The 16,862-nt window shown below is 61.6% G+C and carries 15 protein-coding genes and 1 pseudogene; 8 read left to right on the plus strand and 8 right to left on the minus strand.

The window, feature by feature from the left end; genetic code table 11:
• Together ACK59Z_RS22535 and ACK59Z_RS22540 are read left to right on the plus strand one after the other, a co-directional pair.
• Positions 1-628, plus strand: a pseudogene (locus ACK59Z_RS22535) (hypothetical protein); the annotation flags it as partial.
• Complete coding sequence (locus ACK59Z_RS22540) at positions 628-1,785, plus strand: DUF6708 domain-containing protein (RefSeq protein WP_409293680.1); 1,158 nt, start codon at positions 628-630, stop codon at positions 1,783-1,785. The pseudogene ACK59Z_RS22535 and the gene ACK59Z_RS22540, both read left to right, overlap by 1 nt.
• Before the next feature lie 2 nt (positions 1,786-1,787).
• Here ACK59Z_RS22540 and ACK59Z_RS22545 read toward each other — a convergent pair whose 3' ends face one another.
• The 6 genes from ACK59Z_RS22545 to ACK59Z_RS22570 all read right to left on the minus strand — a co-directional run bounded on the left by ACK59Z_RS22545 (position 1,788) and on the right by ACK59Z_RS22570 (position 8,194).
• Positions 1,788-3,068, minus strand: coding sequence for an OprD family porin (locus ACK59Z_RS22545; RefSeq protein WP_108190358.1), 1,281 nt, complete (start codon positions 3,066-3,068; stop codon positions 1,788-1,790).
• Between the two features lie 49 nt (positions 3,069-3,117).
• On the minus strand, positions 3,118-4,434 hold the full coding sequence (locus ACK59Z_RS22550; protein ID WP_014756894.1) for an MFS transporter: 1,317 nt from the start codon (positions 4,432-4,434) through the stop codon (positions 3,118-3,120).
• 68 nt (positions 4,435-4,502) lie between these two features.
• Complete coding sequence (locus ACK59Z_RS22555; protein WP_014861744.1) at positions 4,503-5,027, minus strand: gamma carbonic anhydrase family protein; 525 nt, start codon at positions 5,025-5,027, stop codon at positions 4,503-4,505.
• Positions 5,028-5,039: 12 nt separating this feature from the next.
• Positions 5,040-6,230, minus strand: a complete 1,191-nt coding sequence (locus ACK59Z_RS22560) for a CaiB/BaiF CoA-transferase family protein (RefSeq protein WP_108190359.1) — start codon at positions 6,228-6,230, stop codon at positions 5,040-5,042.
• A 24-nt stretch (positions 6,231-6,254) separates the two neighbouring features.
• Positions 6,255-7,184: a hydroxymethylglutaryl-CoA lyase gene (locus ACK59Z_RS22565; RefSeq protein ID WP_108190360.1), complete on the minus strand. Its 930-nt coding sequence runs from the start codon at positions 7,182-7,184 to the stop codon at positions 6,255-6,257.
• Between the two features lie 98 nt (positions 7,185-7,282).
• Positions 7,283-8,194, minus strand: coding sequence for a LysR family transcriptional regulator (locus ACK59Z_RS22570; protein WP_108190361.1), 912 nt, complete (start codon positions 8,192-8,194; stop codon positions 7,283-7,285).
• A 269-nt stretch (positions 8,195-8,463) separates the two neighbouring features.
• Here ACK59Z_RS22570 and ACK59Z_RS22575 point away from each other — a divergent pair, with 269 nt between their 5' ends.
• The 6 genes from ACK59Z_RS22575 to ACK59Z_RS22600 all read left to right on the plus strand — a co-directional run bounded on the left by ACK59Z_RS22575 (position 8,464) and on the right by ACK59Z_RS22600 (position 15,270).
• On the plus strand, positions 8,464-9,792 hold the full coding sequence (locus ACK59Z_RS22575; RefSeq protein WP_108190362.1) for a hypothetical protein: 1,329 nt from the start codon (positions 8,464-8,466) through the stop codon (positions 9,790-9,792).
• A gap of 32 nt (positions 9,793-9,824) precedes the next feature.
• Positions 9,825-12,056: an Ig-like domain-containing protein gene (locus ACK59Z_RS22580; RefSeq protein ID WP_108190363.1), complete on the plus strand. Its 2,232-nt coding sequence runs from the start codon at positions 9,825-9,827 to the stop codon at positions 12,054-12,056.
• 15 nt (positions 12,057-12,071) lie between these two features.
• Complete coding sequence (locus ACK59Z_RS22585; RefSeq protein WP_108190364.1) at positions 12,072-12,545, plus strand: curlin; 474 nt, start codon at positions 12,072-12,074, stop codon at positions 12,543-12,545.
• 16 nt (positions 12,546-12,561) lie between these two features.
• Positions 12,562-14,007, plus strand: coding sequence for a curlin (locus tag ACK59Z_RS22590; protein WP_108190365.1), 1,446 nt, complete (start codon positions 12,562-12,564; stop codon positions 14,005-14,007).
• A 146-nt stretch (positions 14,008-14,153) separates the two neighbouring features.
• Positions 14,154-14,813 carry a DNA oxidative demethylase AlkB gene (alkB, locus tag ACK59Z_RS22595; RefSeq protein ID WP_409293681.1) on the plus strand — a complete coding sequence of 220 codons (660 nt, stop codon included), beginning with the start codon at positions 14,154-14,156 and terminating at the stop codon, positions 14,811-14,813.
• A gap of 169 nt (positions 14,814-14,982) precedes the next feature.
• Positions 14,983-15,270 carry a hypothetical protein gene (locus ACK59Z_RS22600; RefSeq protein WP_003253801.1) on the plus strand — a complete coding sequence of 96 codons (288 nt, stop codon included), beginning with the start codon at positions 14,983-14,985 and terminating at the stop codon, positions 15,268-15,270.
• 105 nt (positions 15,271-15,375) lie between these two features.
• Here ACK59Z_RS22600 and ACK59Z_RS22605 read toward each other — a convergent pair whose 3' ends face one another.
• Complete coding sequence (locus ACK59Z_RS22605) at positions 15,376-15,636, minus strand: DUF1652 domain-containing protein (RefSeq protein WP_033725899.1); 261 nt, start codon at positions 15,634-15,636, stop codon at positions 15,376-15,378.
• Between the two features lie 297 nt (positions 15,637-15,933).
• Positions 15,934-16,821, minus strand: a complete 888-nt coding sequence (locus ACK59Z_RS22610; RefSeq protein ID WP_108190367.1) for a pirin family protein — start codon at positions 16,819-16,821, stop codon at positions 15,934-15,936.
• Positions 16,822-16,862: the final 41 nt, after the last annotated feature.

Below are 16,862 nucleotides of genomic sequence, written 5' to 3' on the forward strand. Positions count from 1 at the left end.
CACGGCTGCGGCGGGCTTTGAAGTTGGAGCCAGTTATGTGGACCAGGTCGTCTCGCGGTACGGCGCGAACAGTGTGACCGGACGAGGAGCAGCGGCCGCTTTAGGGCGTTTGAAACTATGGGGCGCCAGTTTAGCTGTGACAGGTGGTTTCGTACTCGCCTGGTGGGACTTCGCCGATGCGGCTCAGCACTTAGTATACCGCCAGCAAAACCTTACCGAACAAAGTACAAAAAAACCTAGAACACTGGCACTCGCATACGCATCGCGGGCACTGGCAACTATTACAATTTCGCTGGCGGAAGCAGGAACAGCCATTGCAATCGCAAAACCTCTTTTTGACCACCTATCTCAGAATGCCAAAACAAAACTTGTGAGAATGATGACAACATCCATGGGCGCGCTCGCCAATAAACTGGGAACACAAGCTGCTCGCCTACTGCTTGCACGTTTAGTCTTAGGTGCATTTTGGATCGGACTCATCCTGACACTCATAATCTATATTTTGGAAGATGACGCGTTAGAGAAGTGGTGCAAACGCAGCTGCTTCCGAACTCATAAAAATATCAAGCCCTATGAAGAGCAGGAAGAACTGAGCGCCCTACATTCTGCTATCAGCGAGGTTTTATAATGTATCTTATCGAATGGGGATTCTGGCAGATGGCAACTCAGCCAGAAGCTGCACGTAGAACGTACGAAGCAGGGATGACACCAGCAGAGAAGCGCGCAAATAGAGATTTTTATGAAGGCGACCTGAATGAAGAAATTCACTTTTGCCAGGTAAGTGAAACACCCCTCCTACGCGGCCCTGTTTATGCATTCAATGAAACCTACATGGAAATGCGCTGTGGCGGCTCAGAAGAGAAGCGCGGCCTCATTACGCTAGTCACGATCGGCGGAGTACTGCCTGGGATAATTTTCGGAATCGGCATAGCTGTCGGCTCCATCTGGCTTGATATCACCCAACCTTATTCAATCTCCTTTATAGCAGTCTTACTTACAGCTCTCTTGGCTTCAGCTTCAGGAGCAGCATTGTATTTTTACCTGAAGTACGGCGTAAAAATCTCGCGACTGGAAATGCTGACCAGTCGGCATCTACTTATTCGCTTCAATCGAATAACTCAACAGGTCCACCTCCATCGACCCAGCTACTGTGGTGGCATCGTCACCTTCCCCTGGAAAACAACCGGCAGCACGGGCATTCGCCCAGAAGATGATTCGCTAAGCGTTGGAATACGACTCGGTCTAATCTGGCACCCCAGCCGCACCGGCCTGCCCCACATGGAAATGGCCCTGCTGGGCAAACAAGGCCAAGGCGGCAGCGAACTGCGTGATGAGTGGGAATTCATCCGCCGTTACATGGAAGAAGGCCCACACGCCATCCCCCGCCCCCGCCTGAGCACCCAGCTACCCTCACCCATCCAGGCATTCAGCGCCCAGTTCGAAGGCCTTGGGCGTTTCTTCCGCAAAAGCAGCTGGCTGTTCAAAGTTGCGCTGCTGTTTGTCTGGCCCGCGTTCATCATCATCGGCACCGGCCACTGGCTCAGCCTGCTGCTGTGCTGGCGACCACGCTGGCCGAAGGTCATCCGCGAGGCCGGCCTGCCCGGCAAGCCAGTCCCACCCGTGACAACCCTGAGCGACTACCCACCCGCAATCCAGGCACGCCTGCTCGCCAACGCCGACCGCTGGCAGCTCAAGCCCGGCAAGCGGCCGGCGAAAAAGCCACGCAAACCGCGCAGATCCAAAGCGCAAGCGAAACCGGCTGCGCCCAACGAAGATTGTGTCTGAATTCAGAATTCGAACGTGTACCCCACGATCACCCGGTTCTCATCCGCTGCATCGGCAAAATTCGAGCGCATGCTCGCATTGCGCCAACGCAGCGACACATTCCTGAGCGCCCCCGACTGCACCACATAGGTGATATCCGTAGTCCGCTCCCATTCCCGCCCCTCTCCGCCGCCAGCGGCCAATGTCCTGCCCTTGACGCTGGCAATGCGTTGCGGGTCCACCTGATCGCCCTTTACATAACGCACGTTGAACGTCAGCCCGGGGATGCCCACCGCAGCAAAGTTGTAGTCGTAGCGCACCATCCCCGCCCGTTCGTTGGCCAAGGCAAAAGTGCTGACCTGCTGTTCGCTGAACAGGTAGGTATCGGTGCCCCCCACGTAGGCATATGCCGTATCCCCACGCACTTTCTGATAGCCGCCACTGAACGTGTGGCCCTGAACGCTGTACCCGAAGTTGGTACTGAGGGTCTGATTGTCGACTCCGCCCAGCAACGCCCGGCCCTGCTCCCTTGCATTGAACCAGCGCCACTCGGTGAACACATCCCCCGGCCCAAGGCGAGTCTTGAACTTGAAACCGGCAAAATCACGCCGGAACAGGTCTTCGAGCACACTGGTGTGAAGGCTGAGGGTCAAGTTGTTCAACGGCTGGTAATCGACACCGGCGTAGCGCAGACGATCACTGGTGACCGTCGCCGAATAAGCCCCTTGCTGCGCCATGGCGGTCAGGTCCTCATAGTCGGTGGAGTCACGCAATTTGGTGGCATCCACCTGCAGCAGGGTGAGCGTAAACCGGTCCAAGTCTTTGCTCACCAGTTGCACACCGCTGAACCACTGGGGGAACAAGCGGCTGCTGTTGGACGCCAGCAATGGCAGTTGCGGGCTCAGGCCCCCCGCTTTCAATTCGCTCTGCGCCAGCCTGGCCTTGAAGGTAGCCACGGCCTTGGCGTAGTCATCCGCGGCGCGTTTGTCGCTGCCTCGCGGCAACAGGCCGGAACCGCTACGGTCAGGCGATGAGTCCAGCTTGAGCCCCAGCATGCCGGCTGCGTCCAGGCCAAAGCCAACCACGCCGTCGGTATAGCCAGACTGCAAGCGCAGCATGAAGCCCTGGGCCCATTCACCGCGCCGCGATTGCGTGGCGCTGTCACCGTGAAAGTCGCGATCGAAGTAGAAATTGCGCAGTTCCAGGCTGCCACTGCCGTCATGGATAAAGGCAGCCTGGGCGGTTTGACAGGCGCAGTAAAGCGCCGAGAGCACCAGCGATGCTCGCCGAAAGATCACGATCATTGGTATGCCTTGCTCTTGTTCTTGTTGTTGTTCGAAGACTCAGCGCCAATCAGCTTTTGGGGTTGCGCACGCAACGCATCACCACCAGGCATGCGACCAGGATCAGCGGCGCGATTGACAGCATGCCCATGTAGGTGCTGTCGGTAAGGTCATTGATCTTGCCCACCATCACTGGTGCAACGATGCCGCTCAGCTGTCCCACCGAGTTGATCGCGGCGGTGCCGGTGGCAATGGCCAGCCCCGAGAACGTCGACTGTGGAATGGTCCAGAAGATCGGGATAGCGATAAAGGTGCCCGCGGTGGCCAGCACCAGCGCGGTCATCATCGCGAAGGGAGAGTCGGAGAACAGGCACGCCAGCAGGTAACCGGCGGCGGCCGCCAGCAGGCAGTACACCAGATAGCGCTTGCGCTCTCCGGTGCGGTCGGAGTGACGAGTCAGCAACACCATGCCGATGCACGCTACCGCATAGGGCAATGCCGACAGCACGCCAACCCAGAGCATGTCTTGCACCCCCGAGGACTTGATTAGGTGCGGCATCCAGAAATTAAGCCCGTAGGACGCGGTTTTGACCACGTAGTAGATAAACGCCATGATCGCCACTTCACGGGTCAGCAACACCCGCCAGATCGAGCCGAGTATCGGTTTTGCGGTGCGTTTGTCCTGGGCAAGGTTCTCCGCCAGCAGGTCCTTCTCCTCGCGGCTCAACCATTTCGCCGCCTCGATATCACGGTCCAGCTTCCACAGCACCAGCAGGCCCAGCAGCACACACGGCAGCCCGGACATCAGGAACAACCAGTGCCAGCCAGCGAGGCCCAGCACCCCGTCCATTGTCCCCAGCAAAAAGCCCGCAGCCGGGCCACCCACCGCACCGGCCAGCGGCACCGCCAGGAACCACAGGCCATTCATCTTCGCCAGGTGCTTGCGGGGGAACCAGCATGCCAGGTAAAACAGGATCGCCGGGCCGAAACCGGCCTCCATGACGCCGATCAGAAAGCGCAGGAAGTACAGCGTGTACTGGGTATAGGCAAATACCAGCGCAGCCGTCGCCAGGCCCCAGGACACCATGATCCGGCAGATCCAGGCCGGAGCCCCGTAGCGTTTCAGGCCAAGACTGCTGGGCACTTCGAACAGCACGTAGCCGACGAAGAACATGCTCGCGGCCAGGCCGTAGGCGGCATCGCTGAGGCCCAGTTCCTGCTGCATTTGTGTCTTCGCAAAACTGATGTTGATGCGGTCGAAGTAGGAGAACAGGAAGCAGATGATAGCCAGCGGCATGATGCGCCAGGCCACACGGCGGTATAGCAGTAGCTCATTGATGTGACTGTCGTTGCGCTCACGCGCCAGTTCGCCGGTCAAAGCAACCATGGTGAATCTCCATTCTTGTAATTATTGGAGAGCAGCGACGTCTCGAAGGGCGCCACCAGCAGGTTTTTTTAGCGAATACGGATCAGCTTTTCCTTGAAGCTCTGGCCTTTTGCGACGTACTCGGTCGCATTGCGCTGCATACTGGCGATGGCATCGGCAGTGAGCTCGCGCACTACCTTGGCAGGTGCGCCCAGAATCAACGAGTTGTCGGGAAACACCTTGCCTTCGGTGACGATGGCGCCGGCACCCACCAGGCAGTTGTTGCCGATGACCGCGCCATTGAGCACCACCGCCTGAATGCCGATCAGCGCGCCATCGCCGATGGTGCAGCCGTGCAGCATGGCCTGGTGGCCGATGGTGACACCTTGCCCCACTGTCAACGCAAAGCCGGGGTCGGCATGCAAGACAGCCCCCTCCTGCACGTTGCTGTGCTGGCCGATACGGATCGCTTCGTTGTCGCCCCGTAGCACGGCCTGCGGCCATACACTGACGCCTTGTTCCAGGGTAACGTCGCCGATGACGCTGGCATCCTCGGCGATGAACGTTTCCGGGTGCAGGTTGGGCGCAAGGTTGTCATATTGGTAGATCGCCATCTCAAGCCCTCCTCACGCCACGTCGTCTGTTTTCAGCACGCCCGCCGCACACAGCTGGGCAATGTGCGCGTCGCTGTAACCCAGTTCACGCATCACTTGGCGGGTGTGCTCACCAATCCGCGCGATCGCCCGCCGTGGCTGCAGGCGCTGGCCGTCCAGTGACAGCGGCAATAACGGCATCGGTGTGTGGCTGCCGTCTTCCAGTTGCAGCTCGGCCATGCCACCGCTCTGTAGCAGGTGGGGGTCCTCGAACAGCTCTTCAGGGCGGCGGATCGGCGCGAAAGGAATGCCGTTGGCTTCCAGCTGCACCGCCAACTGCCCGGCGTCCAGCGGCGCAAACACCTCGGCCAGGTGCGCCAGCAGCCGTGGCCGCTGCAACACGCGGTCGTTATTGCTACCAAGGGTCGGGTCATCAAGCAAAGCGGTTTGCCCCAGTACCCGGCATAACGCGTGCCACTGGCCTTCCCCTGTGGCGGCGACAAACATCTGCTCGCCACCGGCAAAAGTGAACACGTCATAGATGGCCCAGGCACTGATGCGGTTCGGCATCGGCGCTGCGGCTTCACCGGTGACCACGTACTGCTGCATATGCTGGGCAGCCAGCAGCACGCAATTCTCGTACAGGGCACTTTGCACCTCACGGCCCCTGCCGGTGCTGTGGCGCTCGTTGAGTGCGGCCAGCACGCCAATGGCGCCGAACATGCCACCCATGATGTCGTTCACCGAGCTGCCTGCGCGCAGCGGGCGCCCCACCGGCCCTGTCATGTAGGCCAGACCGGCCATCATCTGTACCACTTCATCCAGCGCCAGGCGGTTATCGTATGGCCCGCTGAGGAACCCCTTGTGCGAGGCATAGATCAGCCCTGGATTGCGCTGGCACAGTGCGTCGTAGCCCAGCCCCAGCTTTTGCATACGCCCGGGCTTGAAGTTCTCGATGAAGACGTCGGCGGTGTCGATCAGTTGCAGCACCGCCTCACGGCCCTCGGGCGTTTCAACATCGACAGCGATGCATTGTTTGTTGCGGTTGAAGGTGCGGAAAAAACCCGCCCCTGCGCCCAGCAACCGGCGCGTGCCGTCGCCGCGTACCGGCTCGATCTTGATGACTTCGGCGCCAAGGTCGCCGAGGATCATGCCGCACGTCGGGCCCATGACCATATGCGAAATCTCTACGACACGGATGCCGTCCAAGGGAAGTCTGGACATCGTGGTGCTCCTCTTACGGGCAGTTCAGGCGTGGCGGTGTGTGTTGGCGAAGTTGAGCGGCAATCCGGCCCGGGCGATGAAGCCGTAAAGTGGCTCGCCCGGTAGCGCTTCGCTTAGTACCTGCCGAGTTTCGATCAGTGCAGGTAAGTCGATGCCGGTGTCGTAGCCCATGCTTTGCAGCATGAACACCAGGTCTTCGGTCACGGTATTACCAGACGCGCCAGGGGCGAACGGGCACCCTCCCAGGCCCGCCAGGGAGGCATCCAGTTCTCCAATGCCCTGCTGCACCGCCACCAGGCTGTTGGCCAAGGCCAGGCCCCGGGTGTCATGGAAGTGCGCGGCCTTGAGACGGTCGCCTGCAATCTCCCGTACGGCCTGAAGCACCGTTGCCACCTGGCCCGGATTGGCATAGCCAGTGGTGTCTCCCAGGGAGACCTGGTCGCAACCGGCTTCGATCACCTGGCGGGTCAACGCACACAGGTCAGCCAGCGGCACCTCACCCTGGCGGGTGCAGCCAAAGGCCACCGACATGCCGGCCACGACTTGCACCCCATGCAGGCCCATTTCAGTACGCAGCTGGCACATGCGCCCCAGTTCCTCGACCATCTCCACTGGCGTGCGGCGCACGTTGGCCAGGCTGTGCGCCGTGCTCACCGATACCGGGGCGACGATGCGGTGTGCACCCGATTCAAGTGCGTCCCTTGCGCCACGAAGGTTCGGAGCCAGCACGGTTACTTGCAGGTCCGGGTACGTGAGGGCGTGGGCCACCACTTCGCGGGCATCGGCCATCTGCGGTAGCAAGCGTGCCGGCACGAACGAAGCGACTTCCATATGACGCACGCCGGCGCCGTAAGCGGCATCGATCCAGCGGCGTTTGGCTGCTGTCGGCATGATCACTTGCAGGCTCTGCAAGCCATCGCGCAGGCCGACTTCATTGATTGTTATTGTTGTCATCACGGTCTCTCTGTCTGAAGCGTTGCGCCAGACTAAGAGCTGGATGACGGGCAGAAAAGACGTGTTTCGCGGGCTGATCCATCGTCAGCCACGATGGATCAGCCCGCGACCTGCCAGGCCGGTGCACGCAGCAACAGGTGGTCAAGCAGGCGCCGAGCCGACAGCGAGAGCGTGTGCCGATCGCGCATGCAGATGACGAATTCGCCAAGTGCCCAGTCGTCAGTCAGCGCAATGACCCGCAGGTCGAACAACGCCGCATAGCGGGACACGGCCTCTTGCGGAAACACCGCCAGGCCAAGGCCGAACTGCACCAGACGGTATGCCGCGTCGAACGACGACACGTACGAACGAAAATGCAGCGCCTTGCCTGACTGTTCGGCGCTTTTACGCATGAAAGCGTTCAATGTGGCAAAGGCCGAGAGCCCCAGGTGGTCGTAACCCAGGGTTTCCTCGAAGGCAATCTGGTTGCGGCCGGCCAACGGGTGGTCAGCAGCAACGACCACGGCCAGGTGATCTTGCCGATACGGTACGAAATCCAGGTCACCCACCGCCATGGATTTGCGGCAGATGCCGAGGTCTGCAGTGCCCTCGGCCACACCACGAACAACATCGGCGCTGAAGCGCTCTTCGATATCGGCCTGGATGAGTGGGTATTCCAGCATGAACGCTGACAGTTCTTCAGGCAGAAACTCCATGATCGACGATACATTGGCCAACACCCGCACATGACCACGCGCGCCGTGGGCGTATTCGCTCAGCTCGCTGTCCAGGCGTTCCATGGCGCGGGTCATTTCCCTGGCATGGCGCAGCAGTGCAAGCCCCGCCGGGGTGGGCTCCACGCCGCGCTTGCTACGTTTGAGCAAGGCGGTGCTAAAGCGCGCCTCGATGTCTGAAATACGTTTGCTGACGGCGGACGGCGCCATGAACGCGCGCTCGCCAGCGCGGGCGATGGTGCCTTCTTCGCAGACGACGATGAACAGGTTCAGGGAAAGGTGGTCGAGGGGTTGCATCGCTTGGCTCGGCTCGGGGAAAGGGACCGCGGTAGCACTGTAGCAAAAACCGCATTGGCTTCTAAAACTGGGTTTGAATTACCGGCCCCCAATCCCCAACCTTGGGGGAACGCTGCCCACCGCCAGCGGCTGGCATAAAGCCCTACTGAGAATCTGTAGCCCCTGCACCACAAGGCCTGCAAAGCATTTTTCAGGTGTTGGCACAGCTCTTGCCGATCTCCTCCCAGACGCCCCAAGTCCATGGGCCCGTTTGCAGGAGGAATTGACTCATGCACCGACCGATACCCCACCCGCTGGCAGTGGCGATTTTCGCCGGCATGCTCCAGCTTCCCGCGCAGGCCGCCTTGAACGCTGTCGATCCAGGCGCTTACGTCCCTGCCAATGGCGGCTTCCCCGCCTGGTACCAGGACAGCCACGGTCGTACCCTCGACCTGTGCCTGACCAAGGCCGTCAGCTCCCGGGTCGCCGGCGCACCTGGTGCACCTTCATACATGTGCACGCTGCTGCCCACGCCTGGTGTGTTCGACGATACCCAACCCATCGTCTTCCCCACCAACTTCCCTGACGAAGCGTTCTGGTTCACTGCCGACGCTGCAATCGTCGACGCCGCCCGTGGCATCGACCTCAGCTATGGCACGGCGATCGAAGCGGCATTCGCTGCCGAAGAACCTGTCGAGGGTGACCAGGTCAGCTTCGCCCGGGTCCGTATCCGGGTCGACGTACCCACCGCGGGCACCTACGTGGTCACCCACCCCTATGGCGTTGAAGTGTTCGATGTGCCCGTTGCAGGGCGCCGGGCGATCAACATGACCCGTGACATCGGCATCGCCGGGGCAGGCGACTTCACCGGCGCACTCAAGGGTGATGTCGGGCCGTTTCTGCGCAGTGTCAACGGCCCCTACACCGAAGGCAACGAGCGCTTCATCGGCGACCCGAACCTGGAAGAGCGGGTCACCGGCAGCCCATTCAACACCAACTACGTACGCATTGAGGGCCCTGGTGGCATCGACCTGCGCACCGAGCTGTTCGCTGTCTCGGGCAAGCTTTCCGAAGTGGCCTTGCCAACCCCGCTGATGCCACAACGCAGCACTTACTCACGCCATACCGAGAACGGCGACCTCATCGCCCAGCAAGACATCTTCGTGTTGGCCCCGCCGCCACCGGCAAGCGTCACCCTGACCAGTCAGACCCCCAACCTGAGCCTCACCGAGGCCAACGGCACCGGCGCCTGGTACGCCCAGTCAGTCCTCAACCCGGCGGCCGGAACCCTCGTGACACTGTCCGCTGACAACAGCGTGGCAATCCCGACCAGCAGCCTGACCACCAGCAACGTCCCCCTGACCGACCTGGTCACCATCACACAGGCCCAGTACCGCTTGTCTACCGGCGAGCTGACCCTGGTGGCCAACACCAGTGACGAGACCACACCACCCGTACTTACCGCGCATACCGGCAACGGCACGTTGATCGGCAACCTTGGCGGTAACGGCGCCGTGAAGACATTGAGCATGACCCTCTCGCCCATTCCGCCGGCCAAGGTGCAGGTCACCAGCGCCAACGGTGGTAGCGACACCGAAGACGTGGTGCTGGTGCCATGAACAGACAAAGGCTCAGCCTTCAAGGAGGCAGCATGAACACTTGGTCGCGCCGTGCGCTGTTGGCCGCCGGTTTCTCTCTTACCGTTACCAGCGCCGCGTTCGCCGCGCTGTCTGATGTCGACCCGGGGCCCTACACCTTCGCCACGGGTGGCTATCCGATGTGGTACAAGGACAGCCTCGACCAATCCCTGGAGCTGTGCCAGTCGCGTGCCACCAGCACCCGTGCGCCAGGCGCACCAGGGGCGCCCGCCTACATGTGCACCTTGTTGCCCGAGCCCGGGATCTATGACGATGCCCTGCCGCTGGTATTTCCAGATAACTGGCCACCCGAGATGTTCTGGTTCCTGGCCGAAACCTCGATACCACAAGTAGGTAACAGCGGTTATGAACTGGAGGTCTACGTTGCCGGTATAGAGGCAGCCTTCGCGGCTGAAAACCCGGTAGACGGTGATCAGCAAAGCTTCGCCCGCATCCGTATCCGCGCTTCGGTCCCACGCACCGGCACCTACACCATCACGCACCCTTACGGGGTGGAGACGGTCAACGTCACCACGGCAGGTCGTCGCGCGATCAATATCACTCGGGACATAGGCATTGGCGCTCCGGGCAACTTCCAGGGGGCGCTGGGGGGAGCGATCGGCCCTTGGCTGAAGGGGGTTGGCGGGCCGTATACAGAGGTCAATCCTGACACGGGCACCACCGAAACCTACATCGGCGACCCCAATATCACCGAAGCGGTAACCGGTAGCCCCTTCAATACCAACTTCGTGCGCATCGAAGGGCCCGCGGGCGCCATTCAGACCAACACGTTCACAGTGTCTGGCAAGGTGCTGGACCCGCGAGCACAAACCCCGGTCACGCTGGAGCGCGCCACTTACTCGCGCAACGGCAGCGGTACCCGCGTGGAAGTGTTCGCCAAGGCCCCGAGTGAGGCCAGCCTGTGTATGCGCAATGGCCTGGCACTGATCGGCACGCCGCCTTCGCCTTGTCAGTTCACCCTGACTTCGGACAACAACGGTTTGTTCTTCAGCCAGCAGTTCAACCAGTCGGTGCCGCCAGAGGTGGTGGTTGTCACCGCCAGCAACGCAGTCGGCGGCACCCAGCCGACTGCGCTCTCGAGCAAGCTCAGCGACGTGGTCAAAGTCAGCACCGCACGCTACGACTGGGCCAACAAACGTCTGTTGATCGAGGCCAGTTCCAGCGACGAAGTAGCGGTCCCCGACCTGCTCGCCCAAGGCTACGGCCGCCTGTCGAAATCGGGCACACTGCAAAGCATCACGGTCAACGACTTGGCGCAACCGCCCGCCACCGTTACGGTCAAGTCTGCCCGCGGCGGTAGTGATGTAGAGCCAGTGATCGTGGTCGGCAACGCCCCGGTCGAGGCCGCCAACCAGCCACCGCTCGCCCAGGCCGATGTCGGCAGCACCAGTGTCGGTGTACCGATCACACTCAACCTGCTGCTGAACGACAGCGACCCGGATGGCAACGTGCCGCTGACCATCAGCGACCTGACCCAACCCGGGACCGGCCTTGGCGGCGTCGTGATGAATGGCACCACCTCGGTTACCTACACGCCGCCGACCGGGGCCACACAACCGCTGGTAGCCAACTTCAGCTACCGGGCGGTGGATGCCAAGGGGCTGAAATCGGAACCGGCCACGGTCACGATCAACGTCGCACCTAACCAGGCACCGACTGCCAACCCGGAAACCGTCGCCACCTTGGGCGTGCCATTGACCATCAACGTACTGGCCAACGACACCGACCCAGAAGGCAACGTACCGCTGAGCGTGACCAACATCACCCAGCCGGCCGCCGGCCGCGGCACGGTCAGCACCGACGGCACAACCGTCACCTATACCCCACCGGCCACTGTAACCACAGCCTTCACCACCACCTTCACCTACCAGGCACGTGACTCGCTGGGGGGGCTGTCCACCCCAGGTACGGTCACCGTCAACGTGTCGCCTCGGCCTGCCGCTGAAACCTTCGCCGTCACGGCAGCCACGGTCACGGCGCGCTCCAACAACCGTTACAACTGGGACATCAGTGGCACCTCGTCGGTGACCACCGGCAATACCGTAACCGTGCGGGTAACCACGACTACCGGCGTCCAGACCTTGGGTACGGCCACGGTAGCGCTGACCGGCCGCTGGCGCCTGGCGGTGAGCAATAGCACCACGATCATCCCGACTGCGGCACCGACGGCGACGATCACCACCAGCCAAGGCACCACGCGCACCGTCAACGTAGTCGTGCAGTAAAAGCCGGAGGCTTCGATGAAACGGCTGTACTCCCTGTTGCTCTGCCTGGCCCTGGCGGGCCAGGCCTGCTGGGCAGAGGACCTGATGGACAATGCCGACCTCGCACCCGGCAACGACCTCGGTGAACCCGTGATCATCCGCCTGCTGCCGGCCGGTGTCGGCCAGGCCGCGGTGATCGAGCAACACGGGTCAGGCAACCGCGCCGCCCTCGACCAGAACGGTCAGGCCCTGCTGGGCCGTATCGTCCAATCCGGCGGTGCCCAGGAAGCGTACATCTTGCAGGAAGGCAGTGACCTGATGGCCATCATCCGCCAACAGGGAAATGGCAACAGCGCGTCGATTCGCCAGAGTGGCAGCAGCAACAACGCTGCCATCGAGCAGATCGGCAACGACAACAGCGCCAGCATCGTGCAGTCCGGCTCGGGGCTCAACAGCTCCGTGACCCAGGCTGGCAATGGCCAGCATGTTCAGATCACCCAATACCGATAGACCTGGAGGCACCACCATGTACAAGCTCGCTCCGTTAAGTGCCGCTATCGTCCTGGCCCTCGCAGGTCAGGCCATGGCTGCTGACAGCACCTCGTCCCAGACCCAGGACGGCAAGGAAAACATCGCCGAAGTCTCTCAGACCCAGGCATCCTTCGCCTCGGCCACCCAGAACCAGACTGGCAAGGGCCACAACCACCTCGCCGTGCAGACCGAAAGCACCAGCGATATTCAGCAGAGCGCCACCGGCCAGTACAACGCCGGCTACGCTGAGCAACTGTTCGAGAACGGCAGCCAGATCACCCAGCACGCCGGAGGCAGCTACAACGATGCCTTCGCCAGCCAGTCGATAGGGTCGAACAACGAATCGCTGCAAACCCAACAAGGCGTCGGCAATAAATCCACCGTGTGGCAGGACAGCCAGGAAGGCAGCAAAGCCACCAGCTGGCAATCCGGCCAGCGCAACGAAGCGTTCATCGAGCAGACCTTCGGTGGCAGCAACAACCGCAGCACCGTCAACCAGACCGGCCAGGACAACTACGCCGCCGCCGAGCACCTGAACCATATCGATGGCGATATCCAGGTCTATCAGGATGGCCACGACAACTGGGCCTATGGCGACCAGCGCGAAGGCACCGGTGGCACCATTGCCATTGGCCAGTACGGGGGCGGCAACTCCGTGGAAGTGTGGCAGGACACACAGATCGGTAGCCAGGCCTCCGTAGTCCAGACCGGCCAGTCGAACGAAGGCTATATCGACCAGAGCTTCGGCGTCAGCAACAAGGTCAGCCTGTCGCAGCAAGGCAATGCCAACGCCAGTTGGTCGGACCAGTTCGAGACCAACAACTCGACCACCACCATTACCCAAACCGGCAACAACAACCTGCATTTCACCTATCAGAATGGTGAGAACCTCAACCTGACCATCAACACCCAAGGCAATGGCAACAGCATCACCGCCAGTAACTGGAAAGGCGCCAAGATGGGTGGCCAGTTCGGCACCAACCAGAACGCCACCATCAACCAGACGGGCAATGGCAACGGTGTCAATCTGACCCAGAAGGGCGCTAACCAGCAGGCCACGCTGACCCAGACGGGTAAAGGCAACCAGATGTCGACCAAGCAGGATGACGTCAGCAACGAGCTGTACTTCGAACAGAACGGCACTGACAACATTCTGATCGCCGACCAGCGTGGGACCGACAACTATGCCTACGGCAGCAGCCAGGGCACCGGCAACACCATCACGCTCGACCAGTCCGGCTATAGCAACCAGAGCTACACCAACCAACTCTACGGAAGCGGAAACGAAGCCACCATCAAACAGACTGACAGCATCAACGTCGCCTACGTGACCCAGGGAGGCCAAAGCAACAAGGCGTTCGTCGACCAAAGTGGTGTCGCCCAATCCGCCACCATCACCCAGCTGGGCAGCGCGAACCTGGCCACTGTGACCCAGCAGTAAACCGCTCCCCCTTGAACCGCGGTGCTCCTCTCCCTGGTGCCGCGGTTCCTTTTTCTGTTATCCCGCCCTCTGCAATCGTTCGATCCGATCGGCGTGTGCAATCCCTTGACGTGTATCTGTCGGGTACAATGGCAAACCGCTCGAAAATGTGCAGCCGCATGATCCAGTCCGACCTCGACCTGTTCGGCGCCCAGCCGCAACGCCTGGCCAGCCACACTGTGCTGCTGCCCGGCTTCGCCCTGGCCGAAACCGAGGCGCTGCTCGATGCCCTGCGTCCGGTGCTGCGTGCTGCGCCGTTCCGGCACATGTTCACCCCAGGAGGCCTGCGCATGGCAGTGGGCCTGACCAACTGCGGTACGCTGGGGTGGGTGAGTGATCAACATGGCTACCGGTACAGCCCCAGCGACCCACTCAGTGGCCAGCCCTGGCCCGCCCTGCCCCCGGTTCTGCTTGCCTTGGCCTCCCGCGCAGCAGCCATGGCCGGGTTTGACGGTTTTGTGCCGGATGCCTGCCTGGTCAACCATTACCTACCAGGCACACGCCTGAGTCTGCACCAGGACCGCGACGAGCAGGATTTCGGCCAGCCGATCGTGTCGGTGTCGTTGGGCTTACCGGCGGTGTTCCTGTGCGGCGGCCTGCAGCGTGCCGACAAGGCTCAGCGCATTGCGCTGAGCCACGGCGATGTGCTGGTTTGGGGCGGCGAAGACCGCTTGCGCTTCCACGGCGTGCTACCGATCAAACCCGGTGTGCATCCGCGCCTGGGCGAACGGCGGATCAACCTGACCTTGCGCAAGGCGGGTGCCTGAACAGGGGCCGTCATCTGCCACCCCGCGCAAAACAAGATGAACGCACATGAAACACATTGAACATCTTGGCCAGGCAAGCTTCGAATGATAAGCCGCCTTTCTTTTGTCTGGAGCCTGCCATGCCCAACCCGCCTGGTTCTTCGAGCCGTTGCAACGGAGCCATGTACCGATGAAGATGCCTGGCCGCGCCCCCAATGCTTCGCTGCAGCTCGATTACGTACGCGACACCCTGTTCGGCCCGGTGGCGCAACGCGTGGAATGCCAATGCCAGCTCGCCGCCCTCAACCTGCAGGGTCGCCCAGGGCTGCGCCTGCACGTGTGCCCCCCACTGCCTGACAAGATCGACCGAGCTCACAGCGTGGCCTTCGTCTGGGATGGGCGGAGTTACCACGGCGTGGTTCGCGAGAAGGGAAAGTGCGGCGACGGTGGATTGAACCTGCTGCTGGAACTGCAATAAGCCGATCAACGGGGGTTGTGGCTGCCTGGGCGCATGCCAGCGCGTTGCTTTCACCAGCCACCTATGCCCGGCCAGCCTTGGCTGACCGGGGCACGAGAGGCGCGCTCAGGCAATCGCCTTGAGTGGCGCCGGGTGGTTGTCACGCAGCGCATGCAGCTGCTCCACCAGGTTGACAAGGTCACGGCAACTGTTGAGGTTTTGCAGCGCGACCCCGCTGAGGGTCACGCCCTGATCGAGATCCTGGCCCTGGCCCAGGCGGATGGTCAGGTTGGCGCCGTCCGGGCAGCTGACTTCACAGCGGTCTGGCAAGCAGGCCTGCTCGATCAGTTGCCGCATCTCTAGTATCGAAACGCCTATCAACGACATGGTACGACCCTCTCTGTGGGATGGCCTGTTGTTTGGGAGTACGCCTTTGTCGGGCGGGGCGCCAATTGATATTGCGCATGCTCGGCCAGCTGTCCATGCGCCCGGGCAATGAGCTTGCGGGGGATCCTTTAGCACCTTAGTGGAAGATTCTCCGCGAGGGCCGAGTGTTCGACTGCATTAGCAGACTTGACGACGAGTGGTCTTGGTCAGCAACGCGCTGACCAATGTCCAGCCGGGTGGCCGTACGAAGATGGCCTGCCCGCAACAGGGCCGGGACAGGCCACCCAATCAACAGGATCAGTGCGCGGCACCTCCCCTCTCATCCTGCATCTGCCCAAACCGCCCGGCCTGGAAATCATCGAACGACTCGGCAATCTCCGCCTGGCTGTTCATCACGAACGGGCCATAGCCGACGATCGGCTCATCGATTGGCTCACCGCTGAGCAGCAGCACACTTGCGCCGTCCAGCGCCTCGACAGCTACGTCTACACCCTCCCGGTCGAGCAGCACCAGGCTCGACGGGCCTGCTTCGCGCTCGCTATTGATTCGAACGTTACCACGCAACACCACCAGCGCCGCATTGCGACCGGCAGCAACCGGCAACTGCAAGGCCGCGCCGGCGTTGAGCCGCAAATCCCACACGTCCATCGCGGTGAAGGTTCTGGCCGGCCCGTGGTGGCCATGGTAGTCACCGGCAATCACCCGCAAGCGCCCGGCATCACCGTCGAGCGCTACCACCGGAATGTCGCCGGCCAGCAGCGTCTGGTAGCCGGCCGCTGCACGCTTGTCCCGCGCCGGCAGGTTCACCCACAGCTGGACCATTTCCAGCGTGCCGCCACTGCGTGCAAAGTCCGGGGAATGAAACTCTTCATGAATGATGCCGTTGGCCGCCGTCATCCACTGCACGTCACCTGGGCCGATCAAGCCACCAGCACCGGTGGAATCACGGTGCTCCAGTTCACCTTGGTAGACGATGGTCACGGTCTCGAAGCCGCGATGCGGATGCTGGCCTACACCGCGTCGTGCTTGGGTCGGGGCGAAATCATGCGGGCCGGCGTAATCCAGCAGCAGGAACGGGCTGATCCGGCTGGCCAGGTTGTCGTAGGTGAACAGGCTGCGCACCGGGAAACCATCCCCCACCCAATGGGCGTGAGGGCTGCGGTGAATACCCAGAATCTTTTTCATGAGAAGGCTCCTCTCTTGGTTGAGGTAACCTTATCAATGAT

Origin of the sequence: Pseudomonas sp. KCJK9058 (assembly GCF_046230975.1) — a bacterium.
Classification (GTDB): domain Bacteria; phylum Pseudomonadota; class Gammaproteobacteria; order Pseudomonadales; family Pseudomonadaceae; genus Aquipseudomonas; species Aquipseudomonas alloputida.

Coding starts and splice junctions, on each gene's coding strand:
- alkB (WP_409293681.1), top strand. CDS start 14,154: ATGTGCAGCCGCATGATCCAGTCCGACCTCGACCTGTTCGGCGCCCAG.
- ACK59Z_RS22540 (WP_409293680.1), top strand. CDS start 628: ATGTATCTTATCGAATGGGGATTCTGGCAGATGGCAACTCAGCCAGAA.
- ACK59Z_RS22605 (WP_033725899.1), bottom strand. CDS start 15,636: ATGTCGTTGATAGGCGTTTCGATACTAGAGATGCGGCAACTGATCGAG.
- ACK59Z_RS22545 (WP_108190358.1), bottom strand. CDS start 3,068: ATGATCGTGATCTTTCGGCGAGCATCGCTGGTGCTCTCGGCGCTTTAC.
- ACK59Z_RS22580 (WP_108190363.1), top strand. CDS start 9,825: ATGAACACTTGGTCGCGCCGTGCGCTGTTGGCCGCCGGTTTCTCTCTT.
- ACK59Z_RS22575 (WP_108190362.1), top strand. CDS start 8,464: ATGCACCGACCGATACCCCACCCGCTGGCAGTGGCGATTTTCGCCGGC.
- ACK59Z_RS22590 (WP_108190365.1), top strand. CDS start 12,562: ATGTACAAGCTCGCTCCGTTAAGTGCCGCTATCGTCCTGGCCCTCGCA.
- ACK59Z_RS22585 (WP_108190364.1), top strand. CDS start 12,072: ATGAAACGGCTGTACTCCCTGTTGCTCTGCCTGGCCCTGGCGGGCCAG.
- ACK59Z_RS22565 (WP_108190360.1), bottom strand. CDS start 7,184: ATGACAACAATAACAATCAATGAAGTCGGCCTGCGCGATGGCTTGCAG.
- ACK59Z_RS22600 (WP_003253801.1), top strand. CDS start 14,983: ATGAAGATGCCTGGCCGCGCCCCCAATGCTTCGCTGCAGCTCGATTAC.
- ACK59Z_RS22560 (WP_108190359.1), bottom strand. CDS start 6,230: ATGTCCAGACTTCCCTTGGACGGCATCCGTGTCGTAGAGATTTCGCAT.
- ACK59Z_RS22550 (WP_014756894.1), bottom strand. CDS start 4,434: ATGGTTGCTTTGACCGGCGAACTGGCGCGTGAGCGCAACGACAGTCAC.
- ACK59Z_RS22555 (WP_014861744.1), bottom strand. CDS start 5,027: ATGGCGATCTACCAATATGACAACCTTGCGCCCAACCTGCACCCGGAA.
- ACK59Z_RS22610 (WP_108190367.1), bottom strand. CDS start 16,821: ATGAAAAAGATTCTGGGTATTCACCGCAGCCCTCACGCCCATTGGGTG.
- ACK59Z_RS22570 (WP_108190361.1), bottom strand. CDS start 8,194: ATGCAACCCCTCGACCACCTTTCCCTGAACCTGTTCATCGTCGTCTGC.